This window comes from Bordetella muralis (genome assembly GCF_054781015.1).
Map to the genome: position 1 here is coordinate 113,160 of NZ_BAAGVF010000003.1, position 18,283 is coordinate 131,442.

Consider the following 18,283-nt stretch of genomic DNA (forward strand, 5'->3'; position numbering starts at 1 on the left):
CACTACAACGGAAGGGCGCTGCCTCGCAGCGCAGGATTGACACATGAGCGACTTGCAGATTGGGCTGATTGCCCTGGGTGTACTGCTGATACTGCTGGTATTGGGATTCAACTGGTGGCAGGACCGCCGTGCGCGCAGTCGTATGCAGGCGCGTTTTCCTGCTTCCGAGCAAGATCCTCTATTCGGCGCGAACGAGGCGGCCGGACGCCCCGCTGCGCCCGAGGCACAGCGCCGTGAGCCTGGCATGGGCGGCGGGCAGGCGACCGCTCATGCTGCGGCGGCAGCGGCACCAAGCAATGATCTGGATGACACCGAAGAGCCCGATCCCGCGTGTGAAATCGTGATCGAGGTCCAATTCGGCGAGCCTGTGCGTGGAGCCGATTTATTGGCCGCGGTGCAGGGACTGGATCAGGTCGGGCGTAAACCGGTGCGCCTATTTGCGTCCACCGATCGTGGCCGTCATCGTGCCCGCATTCATCCCGAAGAGTCTTATGCATCGTTGCAGTTGGCTGTGTTGCTCGCCAATCGCAGCGGCCCCTTGACTGCCATCGAATGGTCGCAGGCCTGGGCGCGTGCGCAGGACCTCGCCGATCGTTTCGAAGCGACAATCGAAGGCCCGGACCAGCAAGTGGTGCTGGACCGTGCCGGCAAGCTCGATACCCTTTGCGCCTCGCTCGATGCGCAAGTTGGTTTGACGTTGTTGATGGGGGCCCCGCGAGCCACAGCCGAAGTCATCGGTGTAGCGCGTGAGTTGGGCTTTGCGGTGGATGGCGCACGTTTGGCATGGCTGGCCGATAACGGCGTAGCGCGCTTTACGTTGTCGCGCAGCGATGGCGCAGGCTTTGACGACGGTATGGCGGTGGTGGATCGTCTGGTGCTGTTATTGGACGTTCCGTGCAGCCCCGAAGACCCGCGCGCATTTGGCCGCATGGTCGATGTGGGTCGCGACCTGGCCCGGCGTTTACAGGCAGAACTGGTCGACGATCAAGGCAAATCCGTGGTCGATGGCATGGAAACAGGTATCGACGAACAATTGCAGAAGCTGTTCCAGCAGTTGGACCAGGCCGGCTTGCCCGCCGGCAGTGAGCGCGCACAAAGGGTGTTTGCCTGATGGTTGAGCACGCCAGCGCCACCGAAGCGGCGCAGCGGGCCGCCGAGCTGCGCCACGAGATCGAACAGCACAATGTGCACTACTACGTGCAGGATGCGCCCACGATTTCAGATGCCGACTACGACGCGCTCATGCGTGAACTGGTCAAACTGGAAACCGAGCATCCCGAGCTGATCACACCCGAGTCGCCTACCCAACGGGTGGGGGCGGCACCTTTGGCCGCATTTGGCAGCGTGCAACACGCCGTGCCAATGTTGTCCTTGGGCAATGCCTTCGAGGCCGAGGATGTCCAGGCGTTCGATCGTCGCGTTTCCGACACCCTGCGCGGGGCGGGTCTGTTGCGCCTCGATCAATCTCCAGAATACTTCTGCGAGTTGAAATTCGACGGCTTGGCCATCAGCTTGCGCTATGAGGACGGCGTGCTCGTCCAGGCGGCGACACGCGGAGACGGTCAGACCGGCGAGGACGTGACGGCCAACGTGCGTACGATTCGCGTCGTCCCTCTGCGTTTGAAAGGCGCAGCCCCTCGTGTGCTGGAGGTGCGGGGCGAGGTCCTGATGAATCGCGCCGACTTCGAACGTCTGAATCGTACTCAGGCCGCGCGCGGTGAAAAGGTTTTCGTCAATCCGCGTAATGCGGCGGCAGGGAGCTTGCGCCAATTGGATCCGCGCATCACGGCTCAGCGTCCACTACGGTTTTTTGCCTATAGCTGGGGCGAAGTGCACGGCTTGCCGGGCACGCAATCGGGCTTGTTCCAGGAGCCCACGGGCAATGCACGCCAGCAATCCACGCTGCCGCATGACTCGCACGGCGCCATGTTGAGCTGGCTGGCTGAATTGGGTCTGCCCGTCAACACGCAATACAACAAGCGCGTCCTCGGCGCCGAAGGGCTGCTGGCATTTTACGAACAAGTCGGTCGCGAACGGCCGGGCTTGCCGTATGACATCGATGGTGTGGTCTACAAGGTCGATTCCCTGGCAGCGCAAAAAGTGCTGGGTTTCGTCGCACGTGCGCCGCGCTTTGCGGTAGCGCACAAGTTTCCCGCCGAAGAAGCCACGACGCGATTACTGGACATCGAGGTGCAGGTGGGACGTACCGGCGCCATCACGCCGGTGGCGCGACTGCAGCCTATCTTTGTGGGCGGCGTCACGGTCACCAATGCGACACTGCATAACGAGGACGAAATCCGCCGCAAAGATGTCCGTATCGGCGACACCGTCATCGTGCGCCGCGCTGGCGACGTGATTCCCGAGGTTGTGGGGCCCGTCTTGAGCCAACGGCCGCAGGACGCGCGCGAGTTCGTCATGCCGACTCGCTGCCCCATCTGCGATTCGGCGATCGAGCGCACAGAAGACGAGGCGATTGCACGATGCACGGGGGGACTTTTCTGTGCGGCCCAGCGCAAACAAACTCTCTGGCATGCGGCGGGACGCAAAGCGCTGGACATCGATGGCCTGGGTGAAAAGCTGGTCGATCAATTAGTCGAAAGCGGGCGCGTCAAATCGTTGGCTGATTTGTACAGCCTGACGGCATTTGAATTGGCTGCTCTCGATCGCATGGGCAAGAAGTCCGCCGAGAACCTCGTGGCGGCAATCGACAAGGCACGTACGCCGACTTTAGGGCGTCTGTTGTTTGCGCTGGGCATTCGCCATGTAGGCGAGACCACGGCTCGCGATGTGGCCCGTCATTTCGGCAGCATTGAGGCCATCATGGATGCGGACGAGGAAGCCTTGTCCGGTGCGCCCGATGTCGGCCCTGTCGTTGCGGGTTCGATTCGGCGCTTTTTCGCCGAGCCGCATAATCGTGAAATCATCGAGTTGCTCAAGGCCCAAGGTGTACATGCGGTTGCTGAAGCAGGGCCTGAGGGCAATGCGCTGGCAGGCAAGACGTTTGTCTTGACCGGGACCATGCCTACCTGGACGCGTGACGAGGCTACTCGGTACATCCTGGCGGCGGGGGGCAAGGTCAGTGGTTCGGTCTCCAAGAAAACCGCTTATGTGGTGGCGGGGGAAGAGGCTGGCAGCAAGCTCACCAAGGCGCAGGAATTAGGTGTGACGGTGTTGGATGAGGATGGGTTGAAGGCTCTGTTGGGCGTTTGATCTTGTTCTGATGGTCCGGTTGCTATGGTTATGTTGAGGTGAAGTCATGGCCGTGTGCTCATGCGTCGGATGGAGTTCTTTTGGCGCAGGAGCTCGGCGTGTAAAAGCCCCGCCGGGCCTATCGCATTAGCAAAGACAGCTTAAAAAAATGCTGATGGCAATCAGCCCTCGTTGCATTCCCTCATCATCAGTCCCTGTCGCGTGCCTGGGCGTGGCGCCGGGCCGTTGAGCGCGGATTTAGTCCGCGCAGCGGACCGAGGCCCCTGGTCATGGGCCGAGTCCGTGCGATAGGCCCGGCGCCACGCCCAGGCACGCGGCAGGGACGCCTTCATAGAGACAATCAAGAGCAGCAAATGCCTCCACAACACCAACAGCGATAAAAAAAGCCCCAGTTCAAAACCAGGGCTCTTCTTCACAATCATCATGCAACGGCCAGCTAGCAAGATCCGTTAACAAACGCGTCCTGCCAAACCTGACCACAGTACTAAACCGCAGCCAGGCGCACCATCAACATTACTTGATCGTAGCTTTCGCGCGCAGTTGCTTCTGGTATTCACCCAGCGCCTGCTGACGCAGCATTTCCTCGAGTTGCGGACGGACCTGATCCAGCGGGGGGAATTCCACCGGACGGGTGTCCTCGACCTCGATGATGTGCCAGCCGAATTGCGTCTGCACCGGCTTGTCGGCCAACTGGCCTTTCTTCAGGCTGCTGACGGTGTCGGCAAACGGCTTGACGTAGTTGGTGGGAGCAGCCCAGCCCAGGTCGCCGCCATTGGCGCCGCTACCAGGATCCTTGGAGTTTTTCTTGGCCAGATCGGCGAACTTGCTTTTGTCTTTCTTGATCTGCGCGAGCAAGTCGTTGGCGGTTTTCTCGTCTTCGACCAGGATGTGGCGGACCTTGTATTCCTGTTGGCCAGCTTGTTGCTGCTTGGCCTTGTTGTACTCGTCCTGAATCTGCTTGTCGGTGACGGGATGCTTTTTCAGGTAGTCGGCCATCAGCGCGCGAACCAGGATGCCTTCGCGGGCCAGCGAGATTTCGGTCTGGACGTCGGCTTGTTTGGCGATGCCGTCTTTTTCGGCCGCCTGGACGAAGATCTGGCGGTTGATCATTTCCTGCTTGACCTGTTCGCGCAGTTGCGGCGAATCGGTTGCGCCCTGGCTGACCAGCAGTTTGACGAATTGATCCAGGCTTTGCTGAGAGATCGCCTTGCCATTGACGGTGGCGACGTTCTGAGCAAATGCAGGTACCGCGACCGCGCAAGCAGCGGCCAGCATCACGATGCGTTTCATGGATTTCCTTTAGGATTTTGTCAGAGGGGCTTGGGCGTCAAGCGCAAGCGCATGGATAGGATGAGGGATCAGGTCTTGCAAAAGATCATACACCAGACGATGCCGGGCAACCGGCGTCAAACCGGCAAAGCGCGAGGCCACGATACGTACATGGTAATGGCCAGCACCACCTTGTGCGCCCGCGTGTCCGGCATGCAGGTGCGAGTCGTCTCGGATGTCCAGGGCGGTCGGCTCCAGGGCAGCCAGGCGAGTGCGTATCAGCGCGATGCGGTCAGTGGTGTCGGGCATGAGTAAAACAATGAACGATGGGTAAAACGATCAGACCTTAAACAGAGAATACAAGCAGATGACTCAAACGGATGAAAATCGGACGATGAGTCCTCGCTGAGCATCACTCTTTGCCTATTTCGCGTTGGGGATCATTGGCCTCTGGTTGGCTGGGATGCTGCATGTGCTTGCCGAGCCACAACGACTGGCCAATCACAAATACCAGTAGCAACCCCATCAGCCCGAAGACCTTGAAATTCACCCATTGCGATTCCGTGAAATGGCCGGAAAACGCCACGTACAGATTAATGGCGCCGGCGGCCAGGAAAAACAAGGCCCAGCTCAGGTTGAGTTTGTCCCAGGCTGTATCGGAAAGTTCAATTTGGGTACCGAGCAGCCGGCGCATCAGGTTGCGGCCGAACAGGAAACGAGAACCGAGCAGGGCGCCGCCAAACAGCCAATACAGGACCGTGGGCTTCCATTTGATGAACACGTCGCTGTGCAACCATAAGGTCGCGCCGCCGAAAATCACAATGACCGACAGGTTGATCCAGTGTGTCATTTCGATACGTTTGCCTGTTGCCCGTAACCAGACAAACTGGGCAACCGAGGCGGCGATCGCCACCGCTGTTGCGGTATAAATATCGGCAAACCGGTACGCGATGAAGAAAAGGATCAGCGGGAACAGGTCAAACAGGAATTTCTTCATTCGTTCTCGAGGGGTTCGAATTTGAGCGATACCGAATTGATGCAATAACGCAGCCCGGTGGGCTCCGGCCCGTCGGGGAATACGTGGCCCAGATGGGAGTCGCAGATATTGCACAGGACTTCGGTGCGCACCATACCGTGAGAGGTATCGCGTTCTTCGCGCACGCGCGCTGGATCGATAGGCTCGAAATAGCTGGGCCAGCCACAGCCGGCGTCGAACTTGGTGTCCGACGCAAACAGCGGGGTGCCACAGCCGATGCAACGGTAAATGCCCAACTGCGTCGTGTCCCAATAACGGCCGGTAAAGGCGCGCTCGGTGCCTTTTTGGCGCGCTACCGCGTATTCTTGTGGCGTCAGTTGGGCGCGCCATTCCTCGTCGGTTTTACGTACTTTTTCCATATAACCTCTTGGAGCCCGGATGATTGAAATGGTTCAAGCATGGGGTTCGGGCATAATTCCGCCCCATGTTAATCGAGTTTGAACACGCCGTCGTTGCCACGCCGCATTCTCAGGCATTGCGGGGGGTGAGTTTGACCGTCGATCAGCGCCGGGTAGGCGTGGTCGGCCCGAATGGCGCCGGCAAGAGCACCTTTGCCAAGCTGCTCAATGGTCTGGTGCTGCCGACGGCCGGCCGGGTGACCCTCGATGGCCTGGATACCCGGCACGATATCAAGGCGATTCGCCGCCAGGTAGGGTTCGTGTTCCAGAACCCCGAAAATCAAATCGTATACCCTATTGTGCGCGAAGACATGGCTTTTGGCCTGAAAGCGCAGCGTCTGCCCGCGCAAGAGTCGGCAGAGCGCATTCAAGCCAGCCTGGACGGCTTGGGGGTCGGGCATCTGGCGGACCGGGCGAGCCACACCTTATCTGGCGGTGAATGCCAACTGGTGGCGTTGGCATCGGTACTGGTGATGCGCCCGGCCCTGGTGGTATTTGACGAGCCTACGACACAACTGGACCTGCGCAATCGTAATCGGGTCGCCGGCGCGATTGCCGGGCTGGAGCAGCAAGCCGTCGTCGTCAGCCATGATCTGGAATTGTTGCAGGACTTTGATCGTGTCCTGGTGGTCGTCGACGGCCAGATCGCTGCGGACGACAGTCCCGGCCCTGCGTTGCGCTGGTATCGGGAGCACTGCGCGTGATGATCGAGCCCCTCTATATAAAGGGTGATCGCTGGCTGCATCGGCTGCCTGCCGGCTATAAGTTGGCAGCGCTGGTGATTGCGGGCATCGGCTTGTTTCTGGTGCAGAATGTCTGGGCGTTGACGGCGGCATTCGCAGTGTCCTGCTTGTTGGTGTGGTCTACCGGCGTGGGGGCGGCGGCTTGCTGGCGTCAGGTGCGTGGCCTGGTTTGGGTGCTGGCGGCAATTGGTGTGTTCGCCGTGGTGTTCCAGGGCTGGCTGCCGGCGGCTATTGTGCTGCTGCGCATCGCGACCTTGGTCGGCCTGGCTTTGGCGGTGACGCTGTCGACGAGGAGTTCGGACCTGATCGCCGTCTGCGAACGCGCTTTATCCCCGCTGGACCGGCTAGGATGGGTGGACGCAGGCAAGGTGGCACTTGCCCTGGCCTTGACCTTGCGTTTCGTACCGGAAATCTGGCGTCATTATCAGGAAATCCGCGAGGCCCAGGCGGCACGCGGTTTGGCCCGACATCCCCTGGCCTTGCTGGTGCCGTTGGTGGTGCGGACATTGAAACGGGCCCAGCAAGTCGCTCAGGCCATTGATGCGCGTGGTGAATAGTGAAAACTCAAGATACCGTGTTGATTGCGCTGTTTGCAGCGCTGATTGTGGTGCTGAGTCTGGTGCCGCCGATCCCCCTGCCGGCTATTCCTGTGCCAGTGACTTTGCAGAGCCTGGGCGTCATGCTGACTGGCGCCATGTTGGGGCCGGTGCGCGGCGGGTTGGCCTGCTCGCTATATTTGCTGCTGGCCGCAATTGGACTGCCCGTGCTGCCCGGCGGCCGTGGCGGGCTGGGCGTGTTTTTCGGCCCGACCGGCGGTTTTCTGTTCGGCATGGCGCTAGGCGCCTTCGTGACGGGTTGGCTGGCGCGTAGCTGGGTCCGTGCCCCGGGCCAGAGCGTCAGGACCGTACTGGCTTATGGCTTGGCGTGCATCGCTGGCGGTATTGGCGCCGTGTATCTGATCGGCGTGCCATGGCTCGCCTGGGTGACGCAGATGGGCTTGGGCAAAGCGATGATGGCGATGTTGGTATTCATCCCGGGTGATCTGGTCAAGGTTGCCGTTGCCTCTTGGGTGGCGTGGCGTGTCGAACGCGTATGGCCGATTCTGCGGGAATCCCCTTAATGACGCCGTTCCCGGTCAGAGGCAACATTCGCTATTGTTGAATGCATTTGATTTTTTGGTGTGCCCATCTGACCGTGGGGAACGGGGAGGGCAGCCTTCGCCAATCGCGGCGGGCTCGTCGTCCGCGCGGCCGACGGCAGGCTGCATGTGGGGTCACTTCTACACCGAGATGCTTGCACGCATTCGAAGGCAGACTAGGGAAGTCACGGGGTTCTATTTGAAGGCTATTTGATACACTTCTGGCTCAAATATCTGAATTTCTGTATAACGTCAACCGGGCTCACTTTCCCGATTTCGGGGCCATAACAAGAGCCCACACAGGAGACAACAACATGACGCGCAAGTATTTCGGCTTGTCCGCGGCCGCCGCGGCTGTGGCGCTGAGCCTGCCGCTACTGGCCAGTGCCCAGGTCAAGGTGGGAGTCACCCTCGCCAGTACCGGCCCGGCAGCATCGCTGGGGATTCCTGAGCGCAACACGGTGGCATTGCTGCCCACCGAAGTCGCAGGTCAAAAAATCGAGTGGATTGTGCTGGATGATGCGACCGACACGACTCAGGCCGTGAAAAACTCGCGCAAACTCGTCTCTGACGACAAGGTCGACGTATTGGTCGGGACCTCTGTCACCCCAGGCTCGCTCGCCATGGTGGACGTTGCCGCCGAAGCCAAAGTCCCTATGATCAGTGTCGCTGCCAGCGCCAAGATCGTTGAGCCGGTTGATGACAAACGTCGCTGGGTCTTCAAGACGCCGCAAAACGATGCCTTGATGGCCAGTGCCTTGGCCGATGCCTTGGTCAAGTCCAAGGTGAAAACCTTGGGCTTTATCGGTTTTGCCGATGCCTATGGTGATGGTTGGTTGGCAGTGATGCGCGAGGCCGTCAAGGGCAAGGGCATCGAGATCACGGCGGTCGAAAAATACGGCCGCACGGACACGAGCGTCACGGGCCAGGTACTGAAATTGGTCAGCGCCAAGCCCGATGCGATTCTCATCGCAGGCGCCGGTACGCCCTCGGCACTGCCGCAAAAAGAACTGCGCGCGCGCAATTACCGAGGCACGATTTATCAAACGCACGGTGCGGCCAACAATGACGTGTTGCGCGTTTGCGGCGCAGATTGCGACGGCATGCTGCTGCCTGCGGGCCCGTTGCTGGTTGCGGCGCAATTACCTGACAGCAATCCGGTGAAAAAATCGGCCCTGGCCTACACCACCGCCTACGAAGGCAAGTATGGCGCCGGCACCACCAATACCTTTGGCGGCCATATGTGGGACGCAGGTCAGTTGATCGTTGCGGCCTTGCCCGAGGCGCTAAAGAGCGGCGCCAAGCCTGGCACCCCCGAGTTTCGTGCCGCGATGCGCGATGCGCTGGAGGGCATCAAGAATCTGCCCGCCTCGCAAGGTGTGTTCAACATGAGCCCCACCGATCATGCCGGTTTTGACGATCGCTCGCGCGTCATGGTCAAAGTCGAAAAAGGCAAGTGGGTGTACCAGCCTGACCTGTGAGGCAGCCAACGCCCGACGTGGCGCTGACGTCTGCTGGGTTTTCAATACACCGGCCTGAGGGCCGGTGTGTCATATCCGCGATAATCCACGTCAACCCTGATGGCATATCCGTGCCATCAGGCAGTCTTGTCAGAATCCCATAAGGCAGTTTCATGGATTTTTCAATTGCCCTCATCCTGTTGCAGGACGGTATCGTCAACGGTGCCATCTATGCATTGCTGGGTATGGCGCTGGTCCTGGTGTTCACCGTGACGCGCGTCATCTTTATTCCTCAGGGCGAGTTCGTCGCGTTTGGCGCGTTGACCTTGGCCATGTTGGTCAATGGCCGCGTGCCGGGTACCGCTTATCTGTTGCCGCTGTTGGGCGCCGTGGTGCTGGTGCTGGAACTGTTGCGCGCCGTGCGTACAGGCAGCTGGACCGCATTGCCCAAAGTCGTATTGACGTGTGTGATCCTGCCGCTGGCGTTGTTATGGTTGGCCTCGGTCTATGCCGCGCCGGATAACTCGCTGTGGTTGAATATGTTGCTCGCCTTGGTGCTGATCATTCCGATGGGTTCGATGATCTATCGCATTGTGTATCAGCCGCTGGCCGAGGCGTCGGTGCTGGTTCTATTGATTGTTTCCGTGGCTGTGCACTTTGCGCTGACGGGACTGGCGTTGGTGTTTTTTGGCGCAGAGGGATGGCGAACGCCGGCCTTTGTCAGCGGGCAGGTGAATCTGGGGCCTGCCACGTGGTCGGCGCAGAGCCTCTTTGTCGTCGGGACCTGCGCGCTGTTGATTGTTGCGCTGTGGTTGTTCTTTGGCAAAACCCTGTATGGCCGTGCGTTGCGTGCGACGGCGGTGAATCGCCGCGGTGCGCGGCTGGTCGGCATCAGCACCACGATGTCAGGCAGCTTGACCTTTACATTGGCGGTCGCGATCGGCGCCATGTCGGGCATGCTGATCGCGCCGATCACGACGGTGTACTACGACACGGGCTTTCTGATCGGCCTGAAAGGCTTTGTGGGCGCCATCATTGGCGGCTTGGCCAGTTATCCGGTGGCGGCCGCAGGGGCGATCCTGGTGGGCGTGCTCGAGGCGTTTTCTTCATTTTGGGCCAGCGCCTACAAAGAAGTCATTGTGTTCACGCTGATCATTCCTGTGCTCGTGTGGCGATCGTTCAGCAGCCACCATACGGATGACGAGGAGTGATCGCCATGAGCAACCGTATTCTGTTAATCGTGTTCATTGCCTTGGTGGCAATATTGCCCATGGTGCCTGCGACGCCCGAGTTCTGGATTACGCAGCTCAATTACATCGGACTGGCTGCCATGGTGGCGCTGGGGCTGGTGTTGTTGACGGGCGTGGGCGGCTTGACCTCGTTTGGCCAGGCAGCCTTTGTCGGGTTGGGGGCATACACCACCGCCGTGTTGACCAGTCATTACGACACCTCGCCGTGGCTGGCCTTGCTGGCCGGGCTATTGTTGACCGCGGTCATCGCCTATTTGCTGGGCCTGATCACCTTGCGTCTGTCGGGCCATTATTTGCCATTGGGCACCATTGCCTGGGGCCTGTCGCTCTATTTCTTGTTCGGCAATCTGGATTGGCTAGGCAAGCATGACGGGATCGCGGGTCTGGAACCGATCAGCCTGTTTGGCTTTTCATTGGCCAATGGCCGCCATATTTACTACCTGATCTGGGTGTTCCTGCTGTTGTCGTTGTGGGCGACCAGCAACTTGCTCAGCTCCCGTCCGGGCCGCGCCATCCGTGCACTGAAAAGCGGTGCGGGCATGGCCGAGTCCATGGGGGTGAACACCGGTTCATACAAAATCATTATTTTTGTCTGGGCCGCCTTGCTGGCCTGCTTGTCGGGCTGGATCTACGCGCACATGCAGCGTGCCGTCAGTCCCAGTCCGTTCGGCTTGAACTACGGTATCGAATACCTGTTCATGGCTGTCGTGGGCGGCGCGGGTCACGTCTGGGGCGCCTTGGTGGGCTCGGCCGTGATTCTGGGTTTGAAAGATCAACTGCAGAATCTGCTGCCAAAATTGCTGGACACGGATGCCAATTTCGAACTCATCGTTTTTGGCGTGCTGCTCATTTTGGTGCTGCAGTATGCCGCGAATGGCTTATGGCCGATTCTGTCTGCGGGCTGGGCTCGTTTGACGGGCAGCGAGGGATCGCGTCGCCATCGGGCGCCTCCCCCCGACGCGGAGGCCTTGCCACATCGCGATCGTCCAGGGCGCGGTGAACTGGTGCTTGACGTCGAAGGCATACGCAAAGAGTTTGGCGGCCTGGTTGCGGTCAATGATATTTCGTTCAAAGTCCGCGCTGGCGAGATTGTGGGCCTGATCGGTCCCAACGGCGCGGGCAAAAGCACGACCTTCAATTTGATCAGCGGCGTGTTGCCGGCGACGCGCGGTGAGGTTCGTTTCCTGGGCGAATCCATCAACGGCCGCAGCGCGCGCGATATCGCGCGCCGTGGCGTAGGACGTACCTTTCAGCACGTGCAGCTCTTGCCGGGGATGTCTGTCCTCGAAAACGTCGCGCTGGGTGCGCACATGCGTGCGGATGTCGGTGTCGTGGCGGGCGCGCTGCATGCCGACCGGGCCAAGGAAGCCCGCTTGTTGCACGAGGCCGCCACGCAGCTCAAGCGCGTAGGCCTGGGCGATTATCTCTACGAGCAGGCGGGCAACCTGGCTTTGGGTCAACAACGCATTCTGGAAATCGCGCGCGCGTTGGCGAGCGATCCGATCTTGCTGTTGTTGGACGAGCCTGCAGCGGGCTTGCGCTACAAGGAAAAGCAGGAATTGGCACAAGTGCTTGAGCAATTGCGCGCCGAGGGCATGAGCATTTTGCTGGTCGAGCACGATATGGATTTTGTGATGCGTTTGACCAATCATCTGGTCGTCATGGACTTTGGCACCAAGTTGGCCGAGGGCATTCCGGCGGAAGTTCAGCAGAATCCTGCCGTGCTGGAGGCCTATCTGGGAGGCATCGACGATGACCTGCCCGAAGCCGATCAAGGTGCACCGGTAACGGGGAGTGTGCAATGACGCAAGCTCAAAATGTGATCCTCGATGTGCGGGGACTCAGTGCTCGCTATGGCAAAGTCGGTGCGCTGAACGAGGCCTCGTTGACGGTGGCTCCGGGCAGCATCGTGACGGTGATTGGCGCGAACGGCGCAGGCAAATCCACGTTATTGAATGCGATGATGGGAGCCTTGCCGACGACGGGGCATGCTTCGGGTGTGGTGCATTACGCTGGAGCGGATGTGTCCGGGTGGGGTGTGGAGCGCCGTGTTGGGGCGGGCATGTCCCTGGTTCCCGAACGTCGCGAATTGTTCGGCAGCATGTCGGTCGAGGACAACCTCTTGTTGGGCGGCTTTCGTCGTTATCGTGCGCGCGAAAGCGGTTGGCGAGATACGCTGGAAGAAGTGTTCACCTTATTTCCCCGGTTGAAGGAGCGCCGTCGCCAAGAGGCGGGTACGCTGTCGGGCGGCGAGCGCCAGATGCTGGCCGTGGGCCGTGCCTTGATGGCCAAACCGCGTTTGCTGATGCTGGATGAGCCCAGCCTGGGGCTGGCACCTCGCATCGTTCGCGAGATTTTTCACATCATTGCTCGATTGCGTGAGACCGGTGTGGCGATCTTGCTGGTCGAGCAGAATGCGCGGGCGGCGTTGCAGGTGGCCGATTATGGGTATGTGTTGGAAACAGGTGAAGTGATCCTGCATGGTCCCGCGCGGGAATTGGCTGGGAATCCTCGGGTGATTGAGAGTTATCTGGGACTGGGGAAGGGGGCGGCTGAGGGGTGATCAGTGTTCTATTGGACGTCGAGCCGAGGCAATCGGCCCGGCCGGGCTTCACAAAGTCGGTCCGGCGCGCGGGCGCCGGACACCGCGTCGCTCACCTCGTCCGCGCCTTCGCGCTCCCTACGGTGGCTGCTCGCTCGACTTTGAGGCGCCCGGCCGGGCCGATTGCCTCGGCTCGACTGGCAGCAACTAGAATTCTCTGCATCGCTGGCACGACTTTCTTGCTTGGCGTTTTTTCGCAGCCGCATTGGCAAAGAAGAAAATCTTACAGTGCTGCTTTCGGCGGACGCCCAGCGCGTCCCCCTCAAGCGATCGGTCCGGGCATGCGGAAGGGGTGGCATGGTGCCTGGTTGGAAGATCTGCTTGGCTACGTTTGATGCTTGCGGCGATGATGCGTAGGGCACTTTTTCCGGCGGCGTATCCATAGCATGCCCGTGCTCTGGATCAGAGTTCATCGCCGCGGACATGATTTGCGCTCACCACGATCGCGCTATAACGAGTGCCATGCGTGGCATTACGTCAATGTGACTCGAGAGATCTTTTGCCCAGCAACGGTGCCACAGCCTGTGCATGCCGATTCCGAACGCGATTTTCGGGTGTGCAGGGCACCCGAAAATCGCAGCCCTGCAAGATCTTTCTCTTTACCCAGGCTGATACAGAAAAATGCCAAGCAAGAAACTCGTGCCAGCGATGTGATGAGCTTGAGATACTGCGAGTCGATGCGGGGCAGTGGCTGCGTGGGGGCGCCTCGTGGTCGAGTGGAGCGGACACCGTAGGTAGCGCGAAGGCGCGGACGAGGTGAGCGAACACGGTGTCCGGCGCGCAGGGCGCCGGACCGACCACGTGAAGCCCCCACGCAGCCACTGCCCCGCATCGACGTCCATAAGTACTCAATCCTCCCCCCACACTCAAGCCCAACTTAACCTTTACCAGCCGGCCACCGCCCACCGAGTGCCTGCGTCGCAGCCGTAGCAGCCTGACTCGCAAGACGCGACATTTTTTTGATGGCTGCCGGCGTAAAGCGCTCCTTCGGCCCGGATAAAGAGATTGCCCCGCACATCTCTCCGTCTGGACCGAACACCGGGCAGGCGACGGCCGCGCAATTCGGATCCCGTTCACCCATGGAGATGAGTGTCAGCTCGGACGGTGGCAGGGTCTGGCGCTTGACCAGATAGGTTGTCAGCAATCGGCCTGCGGCTCCTTTGTCCAGCGGCAGCAGGTCCCCCACGCGAATACGATCCAGTGTGGAGTGATGCGAGTCTACGCGTAACAGGCACACGCGCGACTGCGCATCATGGTAGGCATGGAACGATGCGCTCTCCGTGCCTTGATCGACCAATTGCTGCAATAGCGGCTGGACGGCCTCGGCGAGGCGATAGGTCGCTTCATAGGCGCGCCCCAGGCGATGTGCATAGGTACCCAACGCGTATCGGCCATCCGCACGCCGTACGACCAATGCCGATTTTTCCAATGAGGCGATCAGCCGCAGCAATGTACTCTTGTAGAACCCCGTGGCCCGGGATAGATCAGCCAGGCTGATTGCTTCGGTACGCTGCGCAATGGCGTCGACGATGGATAGGGCACGTTCGACGGCGGCGACGCCGTCGGAGGAGGGTTCAGATTGAGAGCTGCGGTTCATTGGTCGGATAAGACGTTAATCGGGGCCGGCCGAGTCCGCATCGATGTATCGACTGATGACCGGAAAATAGCAAGTGCCCTGGCCCTGTTCGATGGCGGCAGCAAACCAATCATCGACATTGCGGGCACCCGACGCATTCACGCCAGTCTGCGCCGCCAGGGCCAACGCATAGCGCAGGTCTTTGCGGGCGTACTCGACCGAGAAGGCTTTCTCAGGAAAGTTTCCGGGCAGCATAGCCTTTAAGCCATGGTTGCGCAACGCGAAGCTGTCCGCGGACCCACGCGTAAACGTCTCCAGCAGGACCTGCGGATCTACGCCGGCACGGCGCGCAATTGCCCGCGCTTCCGATAGCGCTGTCACCGTTTCGAATAACACCATATTGTTCAGGATCTTTACGACCTGACCGCTGCCGACCGGACCGCAATGGGTAATCTCGGAGGCAAAGGTGGCGATGAGCGGGCGCACTTGTTCAAAGATGCCCGCATCGCCGCCCACCATCACTGACAAGGTGCCTGATTCGGCCGCTGCGCGGGTACGTGCCACCGGCGCATCGATAAAGACAGCGCCACGTGAGGAAAACTCGTCCGCCAGCGCTCGCGTTACGTCGATAGGAGAGGTGCTGGTATCGACGATGATCTGCCCCGGGCGGGCATGGGCTAACAGGCCTTGGGGGGCGCGTGCGACGTCCGCGACGACTTCCCCCGAAGGCAGTGACAAAAATATGATGTCGCTGGTTTGAGCGACCTCGGCCACCGAAGCGGCCGTGGTCACGCCGTGTGTCGCCAGGCGCTGCAAAGGTTCAGGGTTGCTGTCGAAACCTCGCACGGGCAGTCCGCCTTTTTGTGCCAGGTTGCGACAGATGGGCTCGCCCATTACGCCCATGCCGATGAATCCGGCATGCTGGAAATTCGTCATGTGAATCGTCTCCTTGAGATGAAAAAGGCTTACATGCCCCAATAAATACCCTTCGATTGCTGGTACAGACGCAGCCCTGACAAGCCTTTCTCACGCCCGATACCGCTTTGCTTAAAGCCTCCAAAGGGCGTCGCAATCGACAACTGTTTGTAGGTGTTGATCCATACGCTGCCCGCCTCCAGACGACGAGCTACTCGCCAGGCGCGTTGATAGTCGGCGGTCCAGATGCCTGAGGCCAAGCCATAGACGCTATCGTTCGCCTGATCGATCAGGTCGTCTTCGTCATCGAAAGGCAGCGCACACAGGACCGGGCCAAAAATTTCTTCACGCACGGCATGGGCGTCGCGCGTGAGGCCGCCCAGAATTGTGGGCAGGTAGAATGCGCCGGATTGCAATGCGTCGGTGGCAGGGCGTTCGCCGCCCAGCAGGACCTCGCCGCCGTCTGCCAAGGCGGTGCCCACCATGCGCTCGATTTTGTCGCGGTGGGCGAACGAGGCAATCGGCCCCATTTGCGCACCTGCCGCATCGGGCAGATCCACTTTTAGTTGCGAAGCCCGTTTCACCAGCTTGTCGATGAATTGCTGGGCGATATTTCGTTGCACATAGAGTCGCGAACCTGCCACGCACGATTGGCCGCTGCCCTCAAAGATGCCGCCGATCACGCCCTCGACTGCTTTGGGCAAGTCGGCGTCCGCGAACACAATATGAGGCGACTTCCCGCCTAGTTCCAGCGCCACGGGCATGAGTTTCTCGGCCGCAGCGAGCGCAATAGCGCGACCGCTGGCGGTGCCGCCGGTAAAGGACACCATGCGTACGCCGGGATGCTCTACCAGTCGTTTCCCCACTGTCGCTCCCAAACCGGTGACCACGTTCAGAATGCCCGGCGGCAAGCCTGCCTCCAAGGCAATACGCCCTAGTTCGAGAGCCGGCGAGGAGGTGACCTCCGATGGTTTCAGGATGACGGCATTACCCGCTGCGAGCGCTGGTGCGACCTTTTGCGCTTCCATGGTCATGGGCGAATTCCATGGTGTGATCGCTACGACTACGCCATAGGGTTCGTACTGCGTCATCGATAAGTAATTGCCGCGAGATGGCGTGACCTCTGCATTCAAGGTCTCGCAGACGCTGGCGTAATAACGAAACGTGGCTGCGGCGCTGGCGACTTGTGCCTGGCATTCGGCCCACACTTTGCCGTTCTCGATCATCTGCAGTCGCGCCAATGTGTCGGCATGACGTTCCATGCCGTCGGCAATCGCACGCAGTATGGATGCACGTTTGTGCGGCAGCATATCGCGCCAGGCAGGTTGGCGTACCGCTTGCCATGCGGATTCGACAGCTTGATCAACGAGTGACTCCGAGGCAGCGCTGATTAGAAAGTTGGCTGATCCGTTTGCAGGATTGATCGATTCAAAAGTGCTGGTGGCAGTGGTGATCCATTCGCCAGAAATCAGCAGTGGCTTGACGGTATTAGGGGATGCAGATGCGGCTGGCATGCACGTAGTTCCTTGTTTTGGCATGGCTGCCCGCAGGTTGGGGAAAACCTGGATGACAGCATTTTCTTGTTGACACCTAAAGTGGCTAAACCTATAAAATAGAATATACGTTCTGCTAAACAGAACATCAAGAATAAAGCAAACCGCTCGCAAATGACAAGAGGAGATTCGTAAAAATGCTCAAACAGTGGATGCGTGCAGGTCTCTGTGCGGCTGTATTAATCGGTGGTGCTGCTCATGCGGATTCGTATCCGGTCAAGCCTGTCAGCATGACCGTTCCTTATCCCGCAGGTGGCGCAACAGACGTGGTTGCGCGTGCTGTTGCCGAGCAATTGACGCAGCTCTGGAAACAGCCCGTCGTTGTTGAAAACAAGAGCGGTGCAGGGACGACGATTGCCGCGGCCGCCGTCGCACGTGCGCCGGGTGACGGCTATACCTTGTATATGACGACCTCCGCGCACACCATCAGTGGGTATCTATATCCGGACCTGGCCTACGACCCCGTCAAGGACTTTGCGCCCATTACGTTGGTCACGAAAGTGCCCCTCGTGCTGGTCGTCAATCCCAGCGTGCCGGCGACCACACTACCTGACTTTTTGACCTACCTGAAGACGCATGGCAATGAGGTCAATTTTGCATCGCCAGGTAACGGGACAGCCCAGCATTTAAGCGGTGAACTATTCAAGCTGGCGACCCAGTCGACGATCACCCATGTCCCATACCGTGGCGATGCGCCTGCGTTTACCGATCTCGCCGGTGGTCAGGTGCAGATGATGTTGGCGACCATCACCTCGGCATTACCGTTGATCGAATCAGGAAAGCTGCGCGCTCTGGCTGTCGCAAACGCCACGCGTGTCCCTGCATTGGCCAATGTGCCAACCTTCGATGAAGCAGGCATGCCGGGTTTTGAGGCAGCAACCTGGTTTGGTGTTCTGGCTCCCGCATCGTTATCGCCGGAGCGCGCGCAGCGCATCTATCAGGATATATCGCGCATTGTCGCCACGCCAAAAATGCGCGAGCGGATCGAGGCGTTGGGCGGAGAGGTGGTCAACAGCACGCCGCAGGCCTTTGCCGATTTCATTACCGTCGAACAACAAAAATGGGGCAAGGCGGTGCAGGTCGCTGGCGCAGCCAAACCTTAGCAGTGCAGGACGCCCTGAGCGCGTCGCAAT

General features: G+C 59.8%; 17 protein-coding genes. 10 read left to right on the plus strand and 7 right to left on the minus strand.

The features are described from left to right. Positions 1–43: 43 nt before the first annotated feature. Positions 44–1,111, plus strand: coding sequence for a cell division protein ZipA C-terminal FtsZ-binding domain-containing protein (locus ACYVIT_RS05660; RefSeq protein ID WP_415808397.1), 1,068 nt, complete (start codon positions 44–46; stop codon positions 1,109–1,111). After that, a complete protein-coding gene (ligA, locus tag ACYVIT_RS05665; RefSeq protein WP_415808398.1) occupies positions 1,111–3,210 on the plus strand; it encodes an NAD-dependent DNA ligase LigA in 2,100 nt (699 codons plus the stop codon). Before ACYVIT_RS05660 ends, ligA begins: the two co-directional genes overlap by 1 nt. Before the next feature lie 513 nt (positions 3,211–3,723). On the opposite strand, the gene ACYVIT_RS05670 is transcribed toward ligA, so the two are convergent. From ACYVIT_RS05670 to msrB, 4 genes are all read right to left on the minus strand, one after another. Next, positions 3,724–4,500 (minus strand): peptidylprolyl isomerase, encoded by a 777-nt coding sequence (locus ACYVIT_RS05670; RefSeq protein ID WP_415808399.1) that lies wholly within the window; start codon positions 4,498–4,500, stop codon positions 3,724–3,726. A gap of 9 nt (positions 4,501–4,509) precedes the next feature. Beyond that, positions 4,510–4,788, minus strand: coding sequence for a BolA family protein (locus ACYVIT_RS05675; RefSeq protein WP_415808400.1), 279 nt, complete (start codon positions 4,786–4,788; stop codon positions 4,510–4,512). A 103-nt stretch (positions 4,789–4,891) separates the two neighbouring features. Continuing rightward, a complete protein-coding gene (locus tag ACYVIT_RS05680; RefSeq protein ID WP_415808401.1) occupies positions 4,892–5,476 on the minus strand; it encodes a septation protein A in 585 nt (194 codons plus the stop codon). Beyond that, positions 5,473–5,874, minus strand: coding sequence for a peptide-methionine (R)-S-oxide reductase MsrB (gene msrB, locus ACYVIT_RS05685; protein ID WP_094821438.1), 402 nt, complete (start codon positions 5,872–5,874; stop codon positions 5,473–5,475). The genes ACYVIT_RS05680 and msrB overlap by 4 nt, the downstream gene beginning before the upstream one ends. Positions 5,875–5,939: 65 nt before the next feature. Here msrB and ACYVIT_RS05690 point away from each other — a divergent pair, with 65 nt between their 5' ends. From ACYVIT_RS05690 to ACYVIT_RS05720, 7 genes are all read left to right on the plus strand, one after another. Continuing rightward, positions 5,940–6,617: an energy-coupling factor ABC transporter ATP-binding protein gene (locus ACYVIT_RS05690; protein WP_415808402.1), complete on the plus strand. Its 678-nt coding sequence runs from the start codon at positions 5,940–5,942 to the stop codon at positions 6,615–6,617. Further along, complete coding sequence (locus ACYVIT_RS05695; protein ID WP_415808408.1) at positions 6,617–7,213, plus strand: energy-coupling factor transporter transmembrane component T family protein; 597 nt, start codon at positions 6,617–6,619, stop codon at positions 7,211–7,213. The genes ACYVIT_RS05690 and ACYVIT_RS05695 overlap by 1 nt, the downstream gene beginning before the upstream one ends. Further along, a complete protein-coding gene (locus ACYVIT_RS05700) occupies positions 7,213–7,776 on the plus strand; it encodes a biotin transporter BioY (RefSeq protein WP_415808403.1) in 564 nt (187 codons plus the stop codon). The genes ACYVIT_RS05695 and ACYVIT_RS05700 overlap by 1 nt, the downstream gene beginning before the upstream one ends. 332 nt (positions 7,777–8,108) lie before the next feature. Then, complete coding sequence (locus tag ACYVIT_RS05705; RefSeq protein ID WP_415808404.1) at positions 8,109–9,275, plus strand: ABC transporter substrate-binding protein; 1,167 nt, start codon at positions 8,109–8,111, stop codon at positions 9,273–9,275. A gap of 152 nt (positions 9,276–9,427) precedes the next feature. After that, positions 9,428–10,465, plus strand: coding sequence for a branched-chain amino acid ABC transporter permease (locus ACYVIT_RS05710; protein WP_415808405.1), 1,038 nt, complete (start codon positions 9,428–9,430; stop codon positions 10,463–10,465). Between the two features lie 5 nt (positions 10,466–10,470). Then, positions 10,471–12,309: a branched-chain amino acid ABC transporter ATP-binding protein/permease gene (locus ACYVIT_RS05715; RefSeq protein WP_415808406.1), complete on the plus strand. Its 1,839-nt coding sequence runs from the start codon at positions 10,471–10,473 to the stop codon at positions 12,307–12,309. Then, complete coding sequence (locus ACYVIT_RS05720) at positions 12,306–13,067, plus strand: ABC transporter ATP-binding protein (protein WP_415808407.1); 762 nt, start codon at positions 12,306–12,308, stop codon at positions 13,065–13,067. The genes ACYVIT_RS05715 and ACYVIT_RS05720 overlap by 4 nt, the downstream gene beginning before the upstream one ends. Before the next feature lie 916 nt (positions 13,068–13,983). Here ACYVIT_RS05720 and ACYVIT_RS05725 read toward each other — a convergent pair. The 3 genes from ACYVIT_RS05725 to ACYVIT_RS05735 are packed head-to-tail and all read right to left on the minus strand — an operon-like array spanning position 13,984 to position 17,111. Next, positions 13,984–14,703: an IclR family transcriptional regulator gene (locus ACYVIT_RS05725; protein ID WP_415808864.1), complete on the minus strand. Its 720-nt coding sequence runs from the start codon at positions 14,701–14,703 to the stop codon at positions 13,984–13,986. A 15-nt stretch (positions 14,704–14,718) separates the two neighbouring features. Next, positions 14,719–15,618: an NAD(P)-dependent oxidoreductase gene (locus ACYVIT_RS05730; RefSeq protein WP_415808865.1), complete on the minus strand. Its 900-nt coding sequence runs from the start codon at positions 15,616–15,618 to the stop codon at positions 14,719–14,721. 29 nt (positions 15,619–15,647) lie between these two features. Beyond that, positions 15,648–17,111 (minus strand): aldehyde dehydrogenase, encoded by a 1,464-nt coding sequence (locus ACYVIT_RS05735; RefSeq protein WP_415808866.1) that lies wholly within the window; start codon positions 17,109–17,111, stop codon positions 15,648–15,650. A 176-nt stretch (positions 17,112–17,287) separates the two neighbouring features. On the opposite strand from ACYVIT_RS05735, the gene ACYVIT_RS05740 reads away from it, so the two are divergent. Next, entirely contained in the window at positions 17,288–18,253 is a 966-nt protein-coding gene (locus tag ACYVIT_RS05740; RefSeq protein WP_415808867.1) for a Bug family tripartite tricarboxylate transporter substrate binding protein, read from the plus strand. The last annotated feature ends 30 nt before the right edge of the window (positions 18,254–18,283 follow it).

Excerpts from the sequence above, each read along its gene's own strand:
- ACYVIT_RS05695 (WP_415808408.1), top strand. The coding sequence starts at position 6,617 with ATGATCGAGCCCCTCTATATAAAGGGTGATCGCTGGCTGCATCGGCTG.
- ACYVIT_RS05715 (WP_415808406.1), top strand. The coding sequence starts at position 10,471 with ATGAGCAACCGTATTCTGTTAATCGTGTTCATTGCCTTGGTGGCAATA.
- ACYVIT_RS05720 (WP_415808407.1), top strand. The coding sequence starts at position 12,306 with ATGACGCAAGCTCAAAATGTGATCCTCGATGTGCGGGGACTCAGTGCT.
- ACYVIT_RS05735 (WP_415808866.1), bottom strand. The coding sequence starts at position 17,111 with ATGCCAGCCGCATCTGCATCCCCTAATACCGTCAAGCCACTGCTGATT.
- ACYVIT_RS05675 (WP_415808400.1), bottom strand. The coding sequence starts at position 4,788 with ATGCCCGACACCACTGACCGCATCGCGCTGATACGCACTCGCCTGGCT.
- ACYVIT_RS05705 (WP_415808404.1), top strand. The coding sequence starts at position 8,109 with ATGACGCGCAAGTATTTCGGCTTGTCCGCGGCCGCCGCGGCTGTGGCG.
- ACYVIT_RS05730 (WP_415808865.1), bottom strand. The coding sequence starts at position 15,618 with ATGACGAATTTCCAGCATGCCGGATTCATCGGCATGGGCGTAATGGGC.
- ACYVIT_RS05725 (WP_415808864.1), bottom strand. The coding sequence starts at position 14,703 with ATGAACCGCAGCTCTCAATCTGAACCCTCCTCCGACGGCGTCGCCGCC.
- ACYVIT_RS05660 (WP_415808397.1), top strand. The coding sequence starts at position 44 with ATGAGCGACTTGCAGATTGGGCTGATTGCCCTGGGTGTACTGCTGATA.
- ligA (WP_415808398.1), top strand. The coding sequence starts at position 1,111 with ATGGTTGAGCACGCCAGCGCCACCGAAGCGGCGCAGCGGGCCGCCGAG.
- ACYVIT_RS05670 (WP_415808399.1), bottom strand. The coding sequence starts at position 4,500 with ATGAAACGCATCGTGATGCTGGCCGCTGCTTGCGCGGTCGCGGTACCT.
- msrB (WP_094821438.1), bottom strand. The coding sequence starts at position 5,874 with ATGGAAAAAGTACGTAAAACCGACGAGGAATGGCGCGCCCAACTGACG.
- ACYVIT_RS05680 (WP_415808401.1), bottom strand. The coding sequence starts at position 5,476 with ATGAAGAAATTCCTGTTTGACCTGTTCCCGCTGATCCTTTTCTTCATC.
- ACYVIT_RS05710 (WP_415808405.1), top strand. The coding sequence starts at position 9,428 with ATGGATTTTTCAATTGCCCTCATCCTGTTGCAGGACGGTATCGTCAAC.
- ACYVIT_RS05740 (WP_415808867.1), top strand. The coding sequence starts at position 17,288 with ATGCTCAAACAGTGGATGCGTGCAGGTCTCTGTGCGGCTGTATTAATC.
- ACYVIT_RS05690 (WP_415808402.1), top strand. The coding sequence starts at position 5,940 with ATGTTAATCGAGTTTGAACACGCCGTCGTTGCCACGCCGCATTCTCAG.